The organism is Acinetobacter chinensis (genome assembly GCF_002165375.2).
In the GTDB taxonomy this organism is placed as follows: Bacteria; Pseudomonadota; Gammaproteobacteria; order Pseudomonadales; family Moraxellaceae; genus Acinetobacter; species Acinetobacter chinensis.
This window is the reverse complement of record NZ_CP032134.1, coordinates 2,949,243-2,967,731: the sequence shown is the minus strand read 5'-3', so window position 1 is coordinate 2,967,731 and position 18,489 is coordinate 2,949,243. Positions and strand designations below refer to the sequence as shown.

Sequence of the window (18,489 nt, the reverse complement as noted above, 5' to 3'; positions counted from 1 at the left end):
ATGGCTCGTGTAAAACGTGGTGTACAGGCGCATCGTCGTCATAAAAAAATTCTTGCTCGTGCTAAAGGTTACTATGGCGCGCGTTCACGTGTTTATCGTGTAGCGTTCCAGGCTGTAATCAAAGCAGGTCAATACGCTTACCGTGACCGTCGTCAGAAAAAACGTCAATTCCGCGCTCTGTGGATTGCACGTATCAATGCTGGTGCTCGTCAGAACGGTTTGTCTTACAGCCGCATGATCGATGGTCTGAAAAAAGCTCAGGTTATCATCGACCGTCGCGTTCTTGCAGACATCGCTATGCATGATGCAGTTGCATTTGCAGCTTTAGCTGAAAAAGCTAAAGGCGCATTAGCTGCTTAATTATCTCCGGATAATTAAAAAAAGACCGCTTTTCAGCGGTCTTTTTTTGTCTGAACTTTTGTAAAATGTAATATATGTTCTTTTGAATAAAGCGCCTGTTTCATGCGTAAACAATACCATTTCCGTCAGGTGGGTGAAGATACACATATCTGGGATGTGCATCGTCTGGTTGAGTTAAGCCAGAAATTTCAGATCATTGAAACTCCATTAACCGGGATCAGGGAACTGAATGAGGCGTACTGGTTTCCTGACACACATCCGACAACCCAGCAGATTATTGAACATATACAGCTGATTGAAGCCGCAGATTTATCCTATCCTGTTATTCTCTGTGCAGAAGGTCGGGTCATGGATGGCATGCATCGGATTGCCAAAGCCAGGCTTATGAATCTTGCCACGATCAAGGCGGTCAGAATTGGTGAGACCCCACAGCCTGACTATATTAATATCCATGAAGATGAACTCGAATATGATGATTAAACCTGTCTTTACATAATCTGCACAGGAATACGATAGGTGCGGTGGCAAGGTTCAAATACATTAAAGATATCTTTCAGATGAGTATTTGATCATGCGTGTTGAGATTGAGGGTATTCAGCAGGGTTCAATTGAAGTGGAGCTTCACTCTGTACCCCGAATAGGGGAAAGCATCAAAGTCATGTATGGTGCAGATGCAGAAATTACAGGTGAGGTGATTGCGGTAGAGCATTATATCAATCAGCATGCAGATGATCATAAAATCAGCCTGAGAATCAGGCCATTGTATTGAGATCCTGATCTTTAAAAGCAACGTTCTATGTTGCTTTTTTATTGGTCAGTTTTGAGTGCATTTATGAAATATATCAATGTTGTTGGGACTTCAGCCTCGGGAAAATCCACCTTTGCCAGGCAATTGTCCAAAAAGTTGCATCTGGCATATATTGAACTGGATGATCTGTTGTGGATGGATAACTGGCAGGAAACGCCTGATCCGGTATTTTTTAAGAAAATTCAGGATGCCATTGTGCAGGCACATACAGATCCTGAATATCAGGGGTATGTGATTGATGGAAATTATTCACGGACTACGCATATCACATGGAAGGAAGTGGATACCATTATCTGGCTGGATTTACCGTTCAGCTTAAATTTATATCAGTCTGTTCGGCGTGCTTTCGGTCGTGCAATGTCTCAGCAGCCGTTCTGGAAAAATTCAGACAATACTGAAAGTTTCAGGCGAATGTTCAGTCGTGATTCCATTGTGCTGTGGATGATAAAAACGCATTCGAAAAACAGAGTGAAATACATGCAGATGATGACAGATCCGCAGTATGCACATCTTCATTTTGTACGCTTGACCAGTCGAAAAATGCTGAAAACCTATCTGGCAAATATTTAAAAACTCAGTTGGATGCATGCTATGCAGAATACAGTCAGTCAGCAGAACAGCCTTTGGTGCAAAGGTCTGAATCTGCTGAATTCAGGATAGCCGGAGTGCCATGCATACTGTAAATCAGACCGTTTTAGAGTCCAAAATAATAAGCCGCAATACAGATCAGAACTGTGATAAAAATAAGCGCAAATGTCCCTGTTTTAGCAGATTTATGCTCAGTGCCTGGACGGGAGCTGATATTTTTCCTGATGTTTGGCTGAGCACCGTCGAGCGGGTTGGCGATTTCGACAGGGGTAAGTTTTGCTGTTTTATAATGATTGGCTACTTTAACCACAAATTTTGCTGTCAGATCATCCAGTTTCTGAGAAAAATGTCTTAAATTTAACTGCTCATCAGGTTGTAAAGGCACATCTTCGTCATTATATGGATGCTTGATTTTTTGCTGAATCAGTTTTTGAAGCGCTTCAAGTCTGTGCAGTGACTGATGAGCAAAATCAGCCTGATAATCTGTAGGGAGCAGAGATAAATTCTGTGTCTGCTCAGCAGTTTCATTCAGGGTGTTGCTGACTGTATCGGTCAAACCATCATAGGGTTGATTCAGTGTCAGTGGGGCTTTGAGATCAGCAGCAAAACGGGTCTGGAACAGTTCACTTTCAGTATATTGATGAATATCATCCCAGTTCGGTTGTTGCAGGTCAGTATCAATACTTTTTGCAAGTTTCGGGTTCAGTTCAAATTTCCAGAACACTTCATGCCGTACAGCTGCTTTCTGATTTTCAGGAATTTCATAATCATTGTCTGCGTTGTACCATTCAGGCAGCTCTTTACCTAAAATCCATGCTGTTTTTTTATTCTGTTCATGGCTGACAATAAAATGAGCGACAGGCAACAGCTCAACGTTTGGATTCGGGTTTTTCTCATCATTGAGTATGGCAGAACAATGGAGGCTGATCCGATAACATCCCTGTTTTTTTAATCCTTCCAGCCATATCTGAAAATGCTGAGCCAGCAGGTGTTGAGTGGACAGGTCCCGAAACTGCATCAGGTGCTGATTAAAAATGGAATGCTGCAGCCATCGCTGGAAGCTCAGATTCTGAGTCAGAAATTCATTGCCATAAGTCACTAAAGTCAGTTGTTGTTTCCAGATTTGATCGAGCGCCATTGTGATTGATCTCAGGATGATTATCGCTATCTTATACTTTTTATAATTCAGCTTTCCAATCTAATTTTTCATGTACAGGAAACTTCATCCCCATGCGTAAAAACTGTTAGAATATGGGGTTTTTTATATTTTTTTAATCATTGTTGCTTTGAGAGTTACTATGTCACTGGAAGCCCTGACCAAAGAAGCGCTCGCTGCAATTGCAGCAGCTCAAGACCTTGCCACACTCGATCAGGTTCGGGTGCAGTTTACGGGGAAGAAGAGCCAGCTTGCTGAACAGTCAAAATCACTGGGTAAAATGGACGCTGAACAGCGCAAGGAATTTGGTGCACAGATTCATGCCGTCCGTGAAGCCATTACTGCTGCACTGACGGAACGTCAGACAGAATTACAAAAAGCAGCGCTGGAACAGAAGCTTGCAAGTGAAACGATTGATATTACTTTGCCTGGTCGCGGTCAGACGGTGGGTAGTGTCCATCCGGTTACTCAGGTTCAGGAGCGCATCTGTCAGTTCTTTACTAAGGCTGGATTTACAGTTGCGACAGGTCCAGAAGTTGAAGATGACTATCACAACTTTGAAGCATTGAATATTCCAGGACACCATCCTGCGCGTGCAATGCATGACACTTTCTATTTTGATGCGAATCATTTACTGCGTACGCATACTTCTGGTGTGCAGGTCCGTACCATGGAAACTACTCAGCCACCGATTCGTATCGTGTGTCCTGGTCGTGTATACCGTTGCGATTCTGACCAGACGCATTCACCGATGTTCCATCAAATCGAAGGCTTATACGTTGCTGAAAATACCAGCTTTGCAGAACTGAAAGGTTTACTGGTGAATCTGCTCAATGAGTTCTTTGAAAAAGATTTGAAAGTCCGTTTCCGTCCATCTTATTTCCCATTCACAGAGCCAAGTGCGGAAGTGGACATTATGGATGAGCGTGGTAAATGGCTGGAAGTTTTAGGTTGCGGTATGGTTCATCCGAACGTCCTCCAGGCTGCGGGTATTGATCCTGAAAAATATAAAGGTTTTGCCTTTGGTTTAGGTGTAGAACGTTTTGCGATGTTGCGTTATGGCATCAATGACTTGCGTATGTTCTACCAGAATGATGTGCGTTTCTTGCGCCAGTTTGCTTAAACAGATTTTTTATAAATCCTCTTCTAACCTCTCCTTTATAAAAGGAGAGGGACTTCTCGAAGCAGATACTTGAGAAGTTCTCCCCCTTTTTTAAAGGGGGAGTTAGAGGGGGATTAGAAATTTAGAAATTATAGGTTTTTACGAAATGAAAATTAGCGAAAATTGGCTACGCACGTGGGTAAATCCTGCAATTGATAGCGAAGCTTTATCTGACCAGCTGACTATGCTTGGTCTGGAAGTCGATGATTTAACACCAGCAGCAAAACCGTTTACAGGTGTAGTGGTTGGTGAGGTTCTGACAGTAGAACAGCATCCAGATGCTGACCGTTTACGTGTGACCACAGTTAATATTGGTTCGGGTGAACCATTGCAAATCGTGTGTGGTGCGCCAAACGTACGTGCAGGGATGAAAGCGCCAGTTGCAACGATCGGTGCGGTATTACCTGGTGATTTTAAAATCAAAAAAGGCAAACTTCGTGGTGTTGAATCACAAGGGATGTTGTGCGGTGCTTCTGAAATTGATCTTGAAGATAAAATTGATGGTCTTTTAGAATTACCTGCTGATGCACCTGTTGGTGTGAATATCCGTGAATATTTAAACCTTGATGATCATGTGATTGATATTAGTATCACTCCAAACCGTGGTGACTGTTTCAGTATCCGTGGTATTGCCCGTGAAATTGGTGTGATTAACCAGCTTCCTGTGACTGCACCAGAGATCAAAGAAGTTGTTGCAACAATTGCAGATCAAAAGCAAGTTGTGGTCACAACTGAAGGTTGCCCGCGTTATTTAGGTCGTGTCATCAAAAACGTCAATACTAAAGCACCAACGCCAGAGTGGATGGAACAGGCTTTAGCACGTTCAGGGATTCGTCAGCACAGTATTCTGGTGGATATTACCAACTATGTGTTAATTGAACTCGGTCAACCTTTACATGCCTTTGATGGTGCTAAGGTTCAAGATTCAGTACAGGTTCGTCAGGCAACTGCAAATGAGAAACTGGTTCTACTTAATGACCAGGAAGTAGAATTAACTGAAGATATGATGGTGATTGCTGATGATGCAAAAGCATTGGCAATAGCGGGTATCATGGGTGGGCTATCTTCATCTGTGACTGATGAAACCACTGAAATTTTCCTGGAATCAGCATTCTTTGCTCAACTTGCAATTGCAGGTCGTGCGCGTCGCTATGGCTTACATACAGATGCTTCACAGCGCTATGAGCGTGGTGTGGATTTTGAATTGCCAATGATGGCAATGCACCGTGCATCACAATTGATTCAAGACTTGGCGGGTGGTGAATTTGGTCCAATTACAGTGGCTGAACAAGCTGCATTATTGCCAAAACGCGAAGCGATTGAATTAAACCAGGCGCAAGTAGATCAATTGTTAGGTTATAAAGTTGAATCGGACTTTATTACAGATGCTTTGCAACGTTTAGGTTGTACAGTAGCTGTCAAAGCGCAAGGTGAATGGACTGTTGTTCCACCATCACATCGCTACGATATGGCAATTTATCAGGATCTTATTGAAGAAGTTGCACGTATTCATGGCTATGACAATATTCAAATCAGTCTACCTGTTATTGATGTGAAATTAGCAAAACATCAAGATCAGTTTGAATTGCCGCAGTTGCGCCAGACTTTGGTGACTTTGGGTTATCAGGAAGCGATCAGCTTCAGCTTTGCAGATTTAAAACTTGAAAAACAATTGAATTCACAAGTGAATCCTTTGGCATTGGCAAATCCAATTTCAAGCGATCTGGCTGTGATGCGTTCAACTTTACTTTCAAGCTTAATCCCTTGTGTGCAATACAATATTAATCGTCAACAAAGCCGTGTACGTTTCTTTGAGCTTGGTTTACGTTTTGATTATCAAAATGCACAGAATATTGATGATCTTAAACAAATTCCAACTTTGGCGATGATTGCTGTCGGTGCTAAGCAAGCTGAATCTTGGCATGGTAAACCACAGGCAATGGATTTCTTTGATCTAAAGGGTGAGGTTGAAGAGATTCTTGCGGCAGGTCGAGTTCAGGCTGAGTTCACTCGTTCTGAACGTGAGTGGTTACATCCTGGGCAATCTGCTGAAATTATTGTCGATGGTAAATCAATAGGTTACCTGGGACGTCTGCACCCTTCACTTGAAAATGAACTTGATCTGGGTACAACCTGGGTTGCTGAAGTCGATCAACAGGCTGTTTTGCAAACTTATGTATCTAATTTTACAGAATTATCACGTTTCCCATCGGTTAGACGTGATATTGCGCTTTTAATTAATGATAAGATTAATGTCAGCGAAATTCAGCAACTTATCGAAAAGACAGGTGGAGAGCTTTTAAATTCGACCTGGCTGTTTGATGTGTACACTGGGCAAGGCGTTGAAGAAGGCAAGCGCTCACTGGCATTTGCACTCCTTTGGCAACACGCTGCACGTACACTTGAAGATGCTGAAATTAAATCCGGAATGGATAACATTATCCAGGTATTGGAAAATACCTACCAGGCGACATTGAGGGCTTCATGACAGCATTAACAAAAGCAGAAATGGCTGATCATTTAAGTGAGCTCACGAGTTTAAACCGTCGTGAAGCGAAACAAATGGTCGAGTTGTTTTTTGATGAGATCAGCCAGGCGCTGATCTCAGGAGAGCAGGTCAAATTATCAGGATTTGGTAATTTTGAATTGCGTGACAAGCGGGAGCGCCCTGGGCGTAATCCTAAGACAGGTGAAGAAATTCCAATTTCTGCCCGTCGGGTTGTAACCTTCCGTGCAGGTCAGAAATTCAGACAGCGTGTTGGAAATGAGCAGATCGATTGATCTGCTTTTTTTATTTTTAATCTGATGAACTACAGGACTAAGATTTTCAGCACAACTTTGATAATTCTTATGATATGTACTTTTTTTAATTAAAAAATAGACAGTCTGAAAGTATGGATGATGAATTAAGGTATCAGAATGGAAAATAAAATTTAAGCAATAAAAAAGAGAGCCAAAGGCTCTCTTTTTTTAATAATCTGAAACTGTCAGATTATTGAGCAGCAGAAGCAGCAGCTGGAGCAGCAGCAGAAGCAGCAACGTCAGCAGCAGAAGCAGCAACGTCAGCAGCAGAAGCAGCAACTTCAGTAGCAGCTTCAGCTTCAGAAGCAGCAGCTACAGCTTGAGAAGCAGCAGCTTCAGCAGCAGGAGCTTCTTCAGTTTTTTTAGCACAACCAACGAAAGCTAAAGTAGTAGCAACTGCAGCAGCAATAGCGATTTTTTTGAATAACATGGCATCACTCTCTAAATAATGAGATTAAAAAAAACCTACGTTAGCCTGTTAAGTGCTTTTATTATTCCTAAATTATATTAGGCATTAACAATGCAGGGCAGTCTAACTGGTCTGCGGCTATGCTATCACTGTATATTTTTAAATTCCACTGGGTTGCATAAAAAAAAGGCAGTAAATGGTGGTTTTTGAGGCTGTTTTTAACAGAAAATAACAATTAATAAGTCGGTTTATATTGGATAAATGCTTATTAAGCCCCTAAAAGTTATAGGGTTTTTTGAAGTATTTTTTTTATAATCATTAACTTGAAAATTAAATTACAAACAGAAGTCAGGATTGTGTATTTATGTAAGTAATGTCAACCAAATAAAAAAGCTGCCTCTAAAGGCAGCTTTTTTAAATTTGATCTGATTCAGCTTGTTGCTTTTCGCTTCATCTGATCAAAGAAATCATCATTGGTTTTAGTTTCTTTCATGCGGTCAAGCAGGAATTCCACTGCTGCCAGTTCATCCATTGGGTGGAGAAGTTTACGCAGAATCCATACTTTACGCAGATTATCTTCACTCATCAGGCGTTCTTCACGGCGTGTGCCTGATTTTTTGATATTCATGGCAGGGAATACACGTTTTTCTGCAATACGGCGATCAAGCGTGATTTCCTGGTTCCCCGTACCTTTGAATTCTTCGTAAATCACTTCATCCATCTTACTGCCTGTTTCGATCAGTGCAGTAGAGATGATGGTCAGTGAGCCGCCTTCTTCAATATTACGTGCAGCACCAAAGAAACGCTTAGGACGTTCAAGGGCATGTGCATCGACACCACCGGTTAAGACTTTGCCTGATGATGGTACGACAGTGTTATAAGCACGTGCTAAACGTGTGATTGAATCGAGTAGAATCACAACATCTTTTTTGTGCTCAACCAGGCGTTTGGCTTTTTCGATGACCATTTCAGCAACCTGGACGTGACGGGCAGGGGATTCATCAAAGGTTGATGCAACCACTTCACCACGGACAGTACGTTCCATTTCGGTGACTTCTTCAGGACGTTCGTCAATCAGCAGCACAATCAGGAAACACTCAGGGTTGTTACGGACAATCGACTGAGCGATGTTCTGTAACAGCATGGTTTTACCGGCTTTAGGCGGTGCAACAATGATTGAACGCTGACCTTTACCAATTGGTGCAATTAAGTCAACAACACGCGCAGTTAAATCTTCTGATGAACCATTACCGAGTTCCATCACCAGCTGTTCAGTTGGGAAAAGTGGTGTCAGGTTTTCAAACAGGATTTTATTGCGGGAGTTTTCAGGTGTGTCGTAGTTGATCTGGTTTACTTTGAGCAGTGCAAAATAGCGTTCACCTTCTTTCGGTGGACGGATCGTGCCTGTAATTGTATCACCTGTACGAAGGTTGAAGCGGCGGATCTGAGATGGACTGACATAGATGTCATCTGGTCCAGCCAGGTAAGAACCTGCTGCTGAACGTAAAAAGCCGAAACCATCTGACAGAATTTCAAGTACGCCATCACCAAAAATCTCTTCACCATTCATTGCATGGCGTTTTAAGATGGCAAAAATAATATCCTGCTTCCGGTTACGTGCCATCCCTTCAAGGCCCATAAACTCAGCTATTTTGATGAGCTCGCCAATCGGTTTTTTCTTGAGTTCGGTTAAATTCATATAAGGTCAGATAGAATCAAAAATTCTGAAATAGAGGTGGAAAGGAGGAGCAACATTAGGCCGCAGTTATGCAAAAAAAACGAAAGAAATTTTGCACATTAACAACTCAGAGGTCTGATTCATTGTTACGAAGAAAAATGTATGAAAACAATTTCTATGCCGAGCGGCAGTCTTTTGTGTTGTGTCTCGTAAGAAACGATGAGGATTTAAGATCCTTTATTTCTTGATTAAGCAATATAAGAGCAAATGAGTCATTTGTCAATTTGATGTGAAAAAAATACGCTATAGGTATAGCGTATTTTTTCAGAAATACATGCTGTATAAATCAGATGTTGTCTTCAATAAAAGCAGTCAGTTTTGATTTTGGTGCAGCACCGATCTGTTGAGCAACCACTTCACCGTTTTTGAACATTAACAGTGCAGGGATGTTACGGATATTGTAGTTCACAGCTGTCGCTTCACATGCAGTAACATCAACTTTTACAATTTTAACTTTACCGTCAAATTCAGTTGAAAGTACTTCAAGTACCGGTGCAATTGCTTTACATGGCGCACACCAACCAGCCCAGAAGTCTACCAGTACAGGGACATCTGACTGTAGAACATCAGCTTCAAAGTTTTCATCAGTAGTATTTACAATATTACCAGACATGGGAACTGCTCCAGTTTAATTTTAAAGATAGCTTTCTATAAGTATTACATAGCCGTCTTTAACAATGTAGGGGTATATGTAAATTTTCAGTTGTTCGGATGGATTTGTCCAATTGAAGCTGACGATACCGACAATCGGTTCTGAGTATTGTGTAACACTTTTGTCATATATGCGGAAAAAATAATTACTCGTCTGTACGACTGCATAAATGGCTTTTAAATTGGGTGCATGTGAATTACTCTAAGCAAAATTCCATCTGGGTTCATTTGAATAATGTCTGATTTTTTGATTGATGAAGAGCTGCTGGCAGCCATTGATATGGGATCAAACAGTTTCCACCTGGCAATTGCACGGGTTGATCATGGCGAAGTAAAAAAAGTAGCCTCAATGTCAGAAAAAGTACAACTTGCAGCAGGGCTGGATGAAAATAAAAACCTGACAGAAGCTGCCCAGCAAAGAGGTCTGGCCTGTCTGGCACGTTTTGTCGGTCGTTTAGGTTCAGTACAGCCCAACAGAATGCGGATTGTTGCGACCAATGCGTTGCGTCAGGCAAAAAATGGTCACGAATTTATTCAGAAAGCAGCCGAAATTCTGCCAAAACCGATTGAGATTATTGCAGGTCGTGAAGAGGCGCGTCTGATCTATCTGGGGGTATCGCACACGATGGTCAACAGCGGTCGTCGTCTGGTGATTGATATTGGTGGCGGTTCAACAGAACTGATTATTGGCGAAGAATTTGAACCGATTCATACTGAATCATTACAGATGGGATGTGTTGCTTTTACCAAAGCTTATTTTGAAGACGGTGAAATCAGCCCGAAAGCATTTGAACGCGCTGTAGTTTCAGCCCGTAAAGAGTTGTCAGGTCTTGCCAATACTTATAAAGCGGCTGGATGGGATACAGTTGTTGGGTCCAGTGGTACGATCAAAGCCTGCCGTCAGATTACAGTGAACATGGGCTGGGGGGATGATCAGGAAAATCTGACCCGTGAAGGTCTGGAAAAACTCAAAGAGAAACTGCTGAAATACAGACATGTTTCTGAAATGGAGTTTGAGGGATTAAAAGAAGACCGCAGAGCAGTTTTGCCAGCTGGTGTTGCCATTTTGTATGCAGTTTTTGATGTACTGGGACTCGAAACGCTGGTGTATTCGGATGGTGCCTTGCGTGAAGGGGTGATGTATGACCTGCTTGGGCGGTTCCAGCATGAAGATATCCGGGACCGCAGTGTGCATGCTTTAATGGGGCGTTATAATGCAGATCCAAAACAGGCAGAACGTGTGGTCAACACAGCCCAGGACCTGTTCAATTCGGTTGCTGCAGACCTGGATTTAAGCAGTGAAGACAGTGATTTACTGCGCCGCGCAGCTTATCTGCATGAAATAGGACTTGCGATCAGTCACAGCGGTTATCACCGTCATGGGGCATATCTGCTGCAGCATTCAGACATTGCCGGCTTTTCTCAGATTGATCAGAATCACCTTTCTCACCTTGTGGCACACCATCGACGTAAGCTCAGAAGCGATGCCCGTGTCGATGTTATGAAAGTGGGTGGTAGCAAATTAGTTTACCTGTGTCTATTGCTTCGTTTAGCAGTTTTATTAAATCACAGTCGCAGCGATCAGATGCTTCCTGCCATTGAACTGACCGTGGACAATGAGCAACAATGGCACCTGAGTGTTTCTGGTGATGCCAAACAATGGCCTTTGCTTGTCGCTGATCTGCATGATGAGCAGGTTCAGTTTAAGCACTGGGACGTTGAGTTGAATATTCAGTCGGAACAGTTTATCGATTAACACGTTGGTTAATTTAGGGATAATGGTCGACCTATGAGAAATAAAGCTGCTCAGTCCAAAGCATGGGCTACTGTCCAGATTGCGCGTCATCCTGAACGTCCTCAGTTTCTGGATTATGTGGGTGAAATTTTTACTGAATTTGATGCCTTGCACGGTGATCGTGTATTTGGTGATGATGGTGCAATGATCGGTGGTCTTGCCCGTTTTAACGGACAGCCTGTTATGGTGATTGGTCAGCACCGTGGTCGCAGTACCCGTGAAAAACTTCAGCATAACTTCGGGATGTGTAACCCTGAAGGATACAGAAAGTCTCAGCGACTGATGGACATGGCAGAGCGTTTTAAACTGCCGGTATTTACCTTCATTGATACCATGGGCGCATATCCTGGTGTAGGCGCAGAAGAACGTGGTCAGGCAGAAGCTATTGCAAGTAACCTTGCACGTCTGTCTGCTCTGAAAGTTCCTGTTATTGCGACCGTTCTGGGTGAAGGTGGTTCAGGTGGTGCTTTAGGTATTGGTGTTGCTGATCGTGTTATCATGCTGTCACACAGTATTTACTCCGTTATCTCTCCAGAAGGTTGTGCTTCCATTTTATGGAAAACTGCTGAAAAAGCAGAACAGGCAAGTGAAGCACTTGCACTGACAGCAGACCGTCTGAAGAAGATTGGCATTGTGGAATATGTGGTGGATGAAGGAGCTGGTGCTCATCTTCATCCTGAACAGGTGATGCAGAGTTTAAAAATAGTTCTGCAGGAGTCTTTGGAAGAATTGCAAACGATGGATGCAGATGAACGATGCGAAGCACGTTACCAGCGCTTAATGAAGTTTGGCAGCGACAATCCTGGGCTGGCATCTTAAAACAGACCGAAAGCTTTTCTGAAAATACAACTTTTCTGATTGGATGCAGTGGTGGCATAGATTCCATGTTGCTGCTGCATTTGATGTCTTATTTCCCTTCCGAAAAAATCCGTGCAATTTACGTTGATCATCAGCTTCAGTCATCCAGTACAGATTGGGGGCATTTTGTTGCGCAACAGTGTCAGGCACTGAACATCTCCTGTGTGGTTGAACAGGTGACGGTCAGTGCGGGCAACCTGGAAAATCAGGCTCGTGAAGCACGCTATCAGGCTTATCTGAAACATTTAAAACCGACGGATCTGCTGGTGCTGGCGCATCATGAACAGGATCAGGCGGAAACGCTGATGTTGCGTTTACTGTCAGGCAGTGGTGTATTTGGACTGTCCGCCATGCAACAGCTGGATATCCGTGCAGACTTCAGTATCTGGCGACCTTTGCTGAATCTGAGTCGTGAGCAGATTTGCCAATGGGCACAGCAGCTGAATGTGCAGAATATTGAGGATCCGACCAATCAGGATACGCATTATGACAGAGCCTGGTCCCGTGAAATTTTATGGCCTTTGCTGAATACACGTTTTCCACGGATGCAGCAGGCACTTGGACGGACTGCTCTGTTAATGCAGGATGCAGCAGAAATTCTGACAGAAGTACTGGAACAGGATCTGCATCAATGCGGAAACTCATCGGAACTGAAGATTGCTGAGCTTAGTGCTTTATCCATCGCAAGACAGAGACAGTTGCTGTCTGCCTGGATGAAAGGGACAGAACAGTACCGACCCTCTATGGATATGGTGGAACGGGTGATCCGTGAGGTGCTGTATTCAAAAAAAGATGCTCAGGCTGCATTGCACTGGAACGGTTTTTATTATGTGCGATATCAGCAGATGCTTTACCGTCTGACCGAGCAGGAATATACAGCTGGAAAAAATCCAGATACATCTGAAGATGTTTTATACATCGGGGTATTAAACCAGTCTGTACAGACTTTGGCGGGCAGTTTTGTGACTGGAACTGCTGAGACCGGACTGTCACATAGTCTTTTGAATCAGCCACTGAAACTGATGGGTAGGCAGGGTGGGGAGAAGATTCATCTGCATGGCAGAGTGGGGAGCTGGCCATTAAAGAAGGCAGTGCAGGAGGCACAAATTTTTCCGTGGATGCGTCATACAATTCAAATATTAAGCGTGGATAATGTTATGCTAGGTGTCTTTACACCGAAAGGTTTCTGGCTGGCACATTCTGCTTACTGCGAAAAAGGTGGATGGCAGCCATATTTAGTCTCTCAATATAAAGAACGTAACGACGGACGTGAATCATGAGCGCAGTTTTAAATTGTAATATCAGCTTTATTGGCGGTGGTAATATGGCACAGGCACTGATTGGTGGCCTGATTGCACGTGGACTGCCTCCAACCCGTATTACAGTTTCTGATCCTGTTGAAAAAGTACGTTTTTTCCTTGAAGAAAAAGATGTACACGTTACAGATGATAATACTGCTGCCATTCGTGATGCGGATATTGTTGTATTTGCGGTGAAACCACAGGTTCTTGCTAATGTGCTGAAGCCGTTGAACGGTCTGTTTGATGGTAAACTGGTCATTTCGATTGTTGCTGGAGCAGAAGTGGCGACCATTTCTGAATTACTCGGCACAGAGCGGATTGTCCGTGTTATGCCAAACACACCTGCGCTGGTGCAGACCGGTGCTCATGGTTTATTTGCGACTGAAGCTGTTGATCAGAAAGACCGTGAACTGGCAAGCCAGGTGCTCGCTGCAACAGGTCTGACTCTGTGGGTGAACACCGAAGCACAGATTGATGCGGTTACCGCAGTTTCAGGTTCAGGTCCTGCTTATTTCTTTTATCTGATGGAAAGTATGATCCGTGCAGGTAAAAACCTGGGACTGGATGAAAAGGTGGCAACGGCTCTGACTTTACAGACAGCATTGGGGGCAGCTCAGATGGCAATCACCAGCTCAAATACACCTGCAGAATTACGTAAAAATGTAACGTCACCAAATGGTACGACTCAGGCTGCAATTGAAGTTTTTGATCATGCACAGATTTCGCAGAGTATTCAGGCTGCTCTGGCTGCTGCTAAAACCCGCAGTCAGCAGCTGGCACAGGAACTGAGCGACAGTATTCAGTAAAACATTAGATTTCAGGAAAGTTCAGGTATGGGTGCAAATTCTGCGCTGATTTTTGGCATTATTATTAACGTAGCGATTTTGCTCGTATTTTTTCGTTTTCTCATGCAGCTGGCGTCGGTGAGTCCTTACAATCCCGTTGTCCTGTCCACTGTGAAAGCAACAAAAATTGTAGATATATTTGGTCGCATTTTCCCGACTGTAGGTAAAGGTCGCGTCAATCTGGCTGCACTGATTTTAGTGATCGTGCTGTATCTGTTGAAAATTTTTGGTGTGATGTATCTGTCAGGTGCGATGCCAAACAGTCCGATTCACTTGTTGATTCTGACCTTTGTCACCATGATTCAGGATCTGATCCGTTTCTGTCGTTACCTGATTTTTGCGACGATTATTCTGAGCTGGGTGGTCATGCTGACTCAGTCCCGTTCACCTTATATTGAGGTGATTCAGGAACTGGCAGAGCCTCTGCTTGCGCCATTCCGCCGTCTGCTGCCAAATATGGGAATGATTGATCTGTCTCCAATTATTGCATTCCTTGCACTGTATATGGCTGAAATTATTATGAATCAGGTGGCAATCGTATTGTTGACCGGTCTGTAATATCTGTAATAACAAGCAGTAAAAAAGGACTCAATTGAGTCCTTTTTTACTGCTTAGCTATTCAAAATAAATGAAGTATGAAAATAATGAATAATAAAAATGATCCTGTCTTTATGAATTTAGATGAGGCGAAGGATGAATATCAGTTGACGATTCATCTGGCTCAGGAGAGATACCCCATATTTAAAAAAGCAACTGGAACAGTTGTCAAAAGGGGATTTTGCATGTGTGAAATTTTATATTCCTGTGAAACGGGAAGCTTCCAGTGGAGCAAATATCTGGCTGATGAATCCTTTTTTTAAAGATGGACTTTGCTATGCACAGCCATTTGTATGACCAGAAGAATTTGACTGGATTCAGGTTGGGCAATGGTTGAGGTTTGATGAAACAGATTTGCTGGATTGGTATATTTTATCTGAGAATGGAAATATGCAAGGTGGTTATTCTTTACGTTATCAAAGATCACCGTTGCCAGGCAGTCAGAAAATCGAATTTGATCAGCACGTTGGTGTATCTGAGTTTATAGACTAAGCTGCCCTGAATGGATTGGGGAAGACATGTGTGAACATTGGATTTTCACACATGAAACTGAATAATAACCCCCTCTCCTAAAAGGAGAGGGAACTTATTTCAGACTTAATGCGCCTCATCCCAGTTGTTGCCTTTACCGACTTCAACAACAAGAGGGACAGATAAAGTCACAACTTTCTGCATTACATCTTTAATCTGTTCAGCCAGCTGGTCTGCAACGGCTTCATCGACTTCAAAGACCAGTTCATCGTGAACCTGTAACAGGAGTTTTGCCTGATCTTTCGGCAGGATTTTATTCACCTCAATCATTGCCATTTTAATGATTTCAGCCGCAGAACCTTGCAGTGGTGCATTGATTGCCGCACGCTCAGCACCTTTACGCACCATCATGTTTCGCGCATCAATATCAGGTGTATACAGGCGACGCCCCGTAATGGTTTCCACAAAACCCTGTTCTAATGCGACCTGTCGGGTGCGCTGCATATATTCATAAATGCCAGGATAACGGTGGAAATACTGTTTGATATAGTCCTGAGATTCCTGACGGGTAAAGCCAAGCTGACGGATCAGCCCAAATTCTGACATGCCATAAAGCAGACCGAAGTTGACAGCTTTCGCCTGACGGCGCTGATCACTGGTGACTTCATCCAGCGGAACGCCCAATACTTCTGAAGCTGTACGGCGGTGTACATCCTGCCCATGATTAAAGGCATGTACCAGTGCCTCATCCTGGCAGAAGTGTGCCATCAGACGCAGTTCAATCTGTGAATAATCGGCAGCCAGCAGGATACGTCCTTTCGGTGCAACAAAGGCTTTACGGATCTGACGACCGATATCTTCACGGACAGGAATATTCTGTAAGTTCGGGTCAGTGGAAGACAGACGACCTGTTGCAGTCAGTGCCTGATGATAACTGGTATGCACACGATGAGTGGCGTTATTCGCCTGTTTCAGCAGACCGTCGGTATAGGTGCTTTTGAGTTTGGTCAGACCACGGTATTCAATAATCAGTGCGGTAATCGGGTGATCAATTTTTTCCAGGATACTTTCTGAAGTACTGTACTGCCCGGTAGATGTTTTTTTACCGCCTTTCAGTCCGAGTTTTTCAAACAGGACTTCGCCGACCTGTTTTGGCGAGGACACATTAAAGGGTTCTCCCGCAATTTCGATGATCTGATTTTCCAGCTGCTGAATGGTTTCAGAAAATTCGACACCGAGCTGATCCAGGAAATTCAGATCCAGTTCAATGCCGTTTTCTTCCATCGTTGTCAGAACAGCAGCTGTCGGCATTTCAATATTATGCAGAATACCGCTTAAAGGTGGGATTTCTTTCAGTTTGCGATCCAGTACTTCGTACAGTCGGTAAGTGACATGAGCATCTTCAGCCGCATAGTGGGCTGCTGTTTCCAGTTCAATCTGGTTAAAGGTTTTCTGCTTTGCGCCTTTACCTGCAATCTGCTCAAAAGTCGTGGTCAGATGACTGAGATAAACACGGGCAACATCATCCATACCATGACGGGTTGCGACTGCATTCAGTACATAAGATGCCAGCATGGTGTCAAAATACCAGCCTTGCAGATGAATACCGTGATTTTCAAAAATATGCGCATCGTATTTCAGGTGATGTCCGATTTTTTCAACACTGGCATCCTCCAGGATCGGTTTGATCTGCTGAATGATGAATTCACGGTTCAGCTGTTCAGGCGCACCTTCATAATCGTGTGCAAGGGGAATGTAATAAGCATCATTCGCATCGAATGCAACAGAAAAACCGACCATTTCAGCAACACGATAGTCCAGGCTGGTGGTTTCAGTATCTATGGCAAAACGTTTTTCTGTGCTCAGACGTTTAAACAGCACATCCCAGTCCGCCTGGGTCAGTACGGTGTGATATTTTGCATCACCGAGTAAGTCATCAATACTGGTGCTGCTTGCCTGATCTACAGAGGGTTCAGTATCACTTTGCTGTTCTGTTTTAACAATCTCTTTAGTGGTCTGCTTATAGGTGACATTGTTTGGATTGTTCGGGTGATCAAGAGACTGTAACTGATTACGGAATTCAAGTTCTGTATAAAGATTACGCAGAGTCTCTACATCTGGATCGCACAGTTTTAAGTCGTCATAAGTGATGTTCAGATCCAGATCAATCACGATGCTCGCCAGCTGATGATCGAGAGTAATCCCTTCAACGTTATCTTTGATGTTCTGACCGACTTTACCTTTAATGTTGTCGACATTTTCCAGGATACCGCCAATTGAGCCATATTCATTCAGCAGTTTAGCCGCTGTTTTTGCACCGACGCCAGGTACGCCACGGATACCGTCCGATGCATCACCCATGAGCGTTAAATAGTCAATAATCTGGTCAGGTCTTACTCCAAATTTTTCAATAACCCCATCAATATCCATGGGCTTGTCTTTAAAGCTGTCTTCAAGTGTGACTTTCTCTGTCACCAACTGTGCCATGTCTTTATCGCCAGTGGAAATGAGCACTTGATGCCCTGCAGCTTCAGCACGTTTTGCCAGTGTGCCGATGATGTCATCTGCTTCTGCACCCGGCAGCATATGCAGTGGAATACCCAGTGCACGGATCAGCGCATGCAGATAAGGAATCTGCTGAGACAGTTCCTCTGGCATGGTTGGACGGTCACCTTTATAAATAGGGGACAGTTCATGACGGAACGTAGGTTCTGGTGTATCGAAAATCACCGCCATGTGTGTTGGTTGTACACGACGCATTAATTTCTGAATTGCTGAAATTGCCCCACGGATGGCATTGGTCTGTAAACCAGTTGAAGTGGTTAAAGGTGGTAGTGCATGAAATGCACGGAATAAAAAATAAGACCCATCGACCAGGACAAATGGTGGCATTGCAACTTTCCAATTCTGATAACTGCGTTATTGTACGTGATTTTTCGGCAGGGCGC

At 43.5% G+C, this 18,489-nt stretch carries 19 protein-coding genes; 14 read left to right on the top strand and 5 right to left on the bottom strand.

The window, feature by feature from the left end:
* The 4 genes from rplT (at position 1) to CDG60_RS14990 (ending at position 1,738) form a co-directional block, all read left to right on the top strand.
* Complete coding sequence (rplT, locus tag CDG60_RS15005) at positions 1-360, top strand: 50S ribosomal protein L20 (RefSeq protein ID WP_004867327.1); 360 nt, start codon at positions 1-3, stop codon at positions 358-360.
* Between the two features lie 102 nt (positions 361-462).
* Positions 463-840 carry a hypothetical protein gene (locus tag CDG60_RS15000; protein ID WP_087513036.1) on the top strand — a complete coding sequence of 126 codons (378 nt, stop codon included), beginning with the start codon at positions 463-465 and terminating at the stop codon, positions 838-840.
* 91 nt (positions 841-931) lie between these two features.
* On the top strand, positions 932-1,129 hold the full coding sequence (locus CDG60_RS14995; RefSeq protein WP_087513035.1) for a hypothetical protein: 198 nt from the start codon (positions 932-934) through the stop codon (positions 1,127-1,129).
* A gap of 63 nt (positions 1,130-1,192) precedes the next feature.
* Positions 1,193-1,738, top strand: coding sequence for a P-loop NTPase family protein (locus tag CDG60_RS14990; protein ID WP_087513114.1), 546 nt, complete (start codon positions 1,193-1,195; stop codon positions 1,736-1,738).
* A 124-nt stretch (positions 1,739-1,862) separates the two neighbouring features.
* Here CDG60_RS14990 and CDG60_RS14985 read toward each other — a convergent pair whose 3' ends face one another.
* Complete coding sequence (locus tag CDG60_RS14985) at positions 1,863-2,894, bottom strand: hypothetical protein (protein ID WP_087513034.1); 1,032 nt, start codon at positions 2,892-2,894, stop codon at positions 1,863-1,865.
* Positions 2,895-3,054: 160 nt separating this feature from the next.
* Here CDG60_RS14985 and pheS point away from each other — a divergent pair, with 160 nt between their 5' ends.
* The 3 genes from pheS (at position 3,055) to CDG60_RS14970 (ending at position 6,855) form a co-directional block, all read left to right on the top strand.
* The gene (pheS, locus tag CDG60_RS14980; RefSeq protein WP_087513033.1) at positions 3,055-4,035 is read left to right on the top strand and encodes a phenylalanine--tRNA ligase subunit alpha; all 981 of its coding nucleotides are present in this window, start codon (positions 3,055-3,057) and stop codon (positions 4,033-4,035) included.
* A gap of 145 nt (positions 4,036-4,180) precedes the next feature.
* Entirely contained in the window at positions 4,181-6,562 is a 2,382-nt protein-coding gene (gene pheT, locus CDG60_RS14975; protein WP_087513032.1) for a phenylalanine--tRNA ligase subunit beta, read from the top strand.
* A complete protein-coding gene (locus CDG60_RS14970) occupies positions 6,559-6,855 on the top strand; it encodes an integration host factor subunit alpha (RefSeq protein ID WP_086197465.1) in 297 nt (98 codons plus the stop codon). Before pheT ends, CDG60_RS14970 begins: the two co-directional genes overlap by 4 nt.
* 211 nt (positions 6,856-7,066) lie before the next feature.
* Here the strand turns inward: CDG60_RS14970 and CDG60_RS14965 are convergent, their stop codons facing one another.
* From CDG60_RS14965 to trxA, 3 genes are all read right to left on the bottom strand, one after another.
* Positions 7,067-7,306, bottom strand: a complete 240-nt coding sequence (locus tag CDG60_RS14965) for a hypothetical protein (protein ID WP_087513031.1) — start codon at positions 7,304-7,306, stop codon at positions 7,067-7,069.
* 409 nt (positions 7,307-7,715) lie between these two features.
* Positions 7,716-8,984, bottom strand: coding sequence for a transcription termination factor Rho (gene rho / locus CDG60_RS14960; RefSeq protein ID WP_087513030.1), 1,269 nt, complete (start codon positions 8,982-8,984; stop codon positions 7,716-7,718).
* A 325-nt stretch (positions 8,985-9,309) separates the two neighbouring features.
* Positions 9,310-9,636 (bottom strand): thioredoxin, encoded by a 327-nt coding sequence (gene trxA / locus CDG60_RS14955; protein WP_087513029.1) that lies wholly within the window; start codon positions 9,634-9,636, stop codon positions 9,310-9,312.
* A gap of 273 nt (positions 9,637-9,909) precedes the next feature.
* Here trxA and ppx point away from each other — a divergent pair, with 273 nt between their 5' ends.
* The 7 genes from ppx to CDG60_RS18630 all read left to right on the top strand — a co-directional run bounded on the left by ppx (position 9,910) and on the right by CDG60_RS18630 (position 15,562).
* Positions 9,910-11,430, top strand: coding sequence for an exopolyphosphatase (ppx, locus tag CDG60_RS14950; protein WP_087513028.1), 1,521 nt, complete (start codon positions 9,910-9,912; stop codon positions 11,428-11,430).
* A gap of 33 nt (positions 11,431-11,463) precedes the next feature.
* Positions 11,464-12,288, top strand: a complete 825-nt coding sequence (locus CDG60_RS14945) for an acetyl-CoA carboxylase carboxyltransferase subunit alpha (protein ID WP_087513027.1) — start codon at positions 11,464-11,466, stop codon at positions 12,286-12,288.
* On the top strand, positions 12,225-13,607 hold the full coding sequence (tilS, locus tag CDG60_RS14940; protein ID WP_087513026.1) for a tRNA lysidine(34) synthetase TilS: 1,383 nt from the start codon (positions 12,225-12,227) through the stop codon (positions 13,605-13,607). Before CDG60_RS14945 ends, tilS begins: the two co-directional genes overlap by 64 nt.
* Positions 13,604-14,434: a pyrroline-5-carboxylate reductase gene (proC, locus tag CDG60_RS14935; protein WP_087513025.1), complete on the top strand. Its 831-nt coding sequence runs from the start codon at positions 13,604-13,606 to the stop codon at positions 14,432-14,434. Before tilS ends, proC begins: the two co-directional genes overlap by 4 nt.
* Before the next feature lie 27 nt (positions 14,435-14,461).
* A complete protein-coding gene (locus tag CDG60_RS14930; RefSeq protein WP_087513024.1) occupies positions 14,462-15,031 on the top strand; it encodes a YggT family protein in 570 nt (189 codons plus the stop codon).
* Positions 15,032-15,117: 86 nt separating this feature from the next.
* Positions 15,118-15,333, top strand: a complete 216-nt coding sequence (locus CDG60_RS18240) for a hypothetical protein (RefSeq protein ID WP_160117072.1) — start codon at positions 15,118-15,120, stop codon at positions 15,331-15,333.
* Between the two features lie 70 nt (positions 15,334-15,403).
* Positions 15,404-15,562, top strand: coding sequence for a hypothetical protein (locus CDG60_RS18630; protein WP_160117070.1), 159 nt, complete (start codon positions 15,404-15,406; stop codon positions 15,560-15,562).
* Between the two features lie 105 nt (positions 15,563-15,667).
* Here CDG60_RS18630 and polA read toward each other — a convergent pair whose 3' ends face one another.
* Positions 15,668-18,433, bottom strand: a complete 2,766-nt coding sequence (gene polA / locus CDG60_RS14920; RefSeq protein WP_087513023.1) for a DNA polymerase I — start codon at positions 18,431-18,433, stop codon at positions 15,668-15,670.
* Positions 18,434-18,489 lie beyond the last annotated feature (56 nt).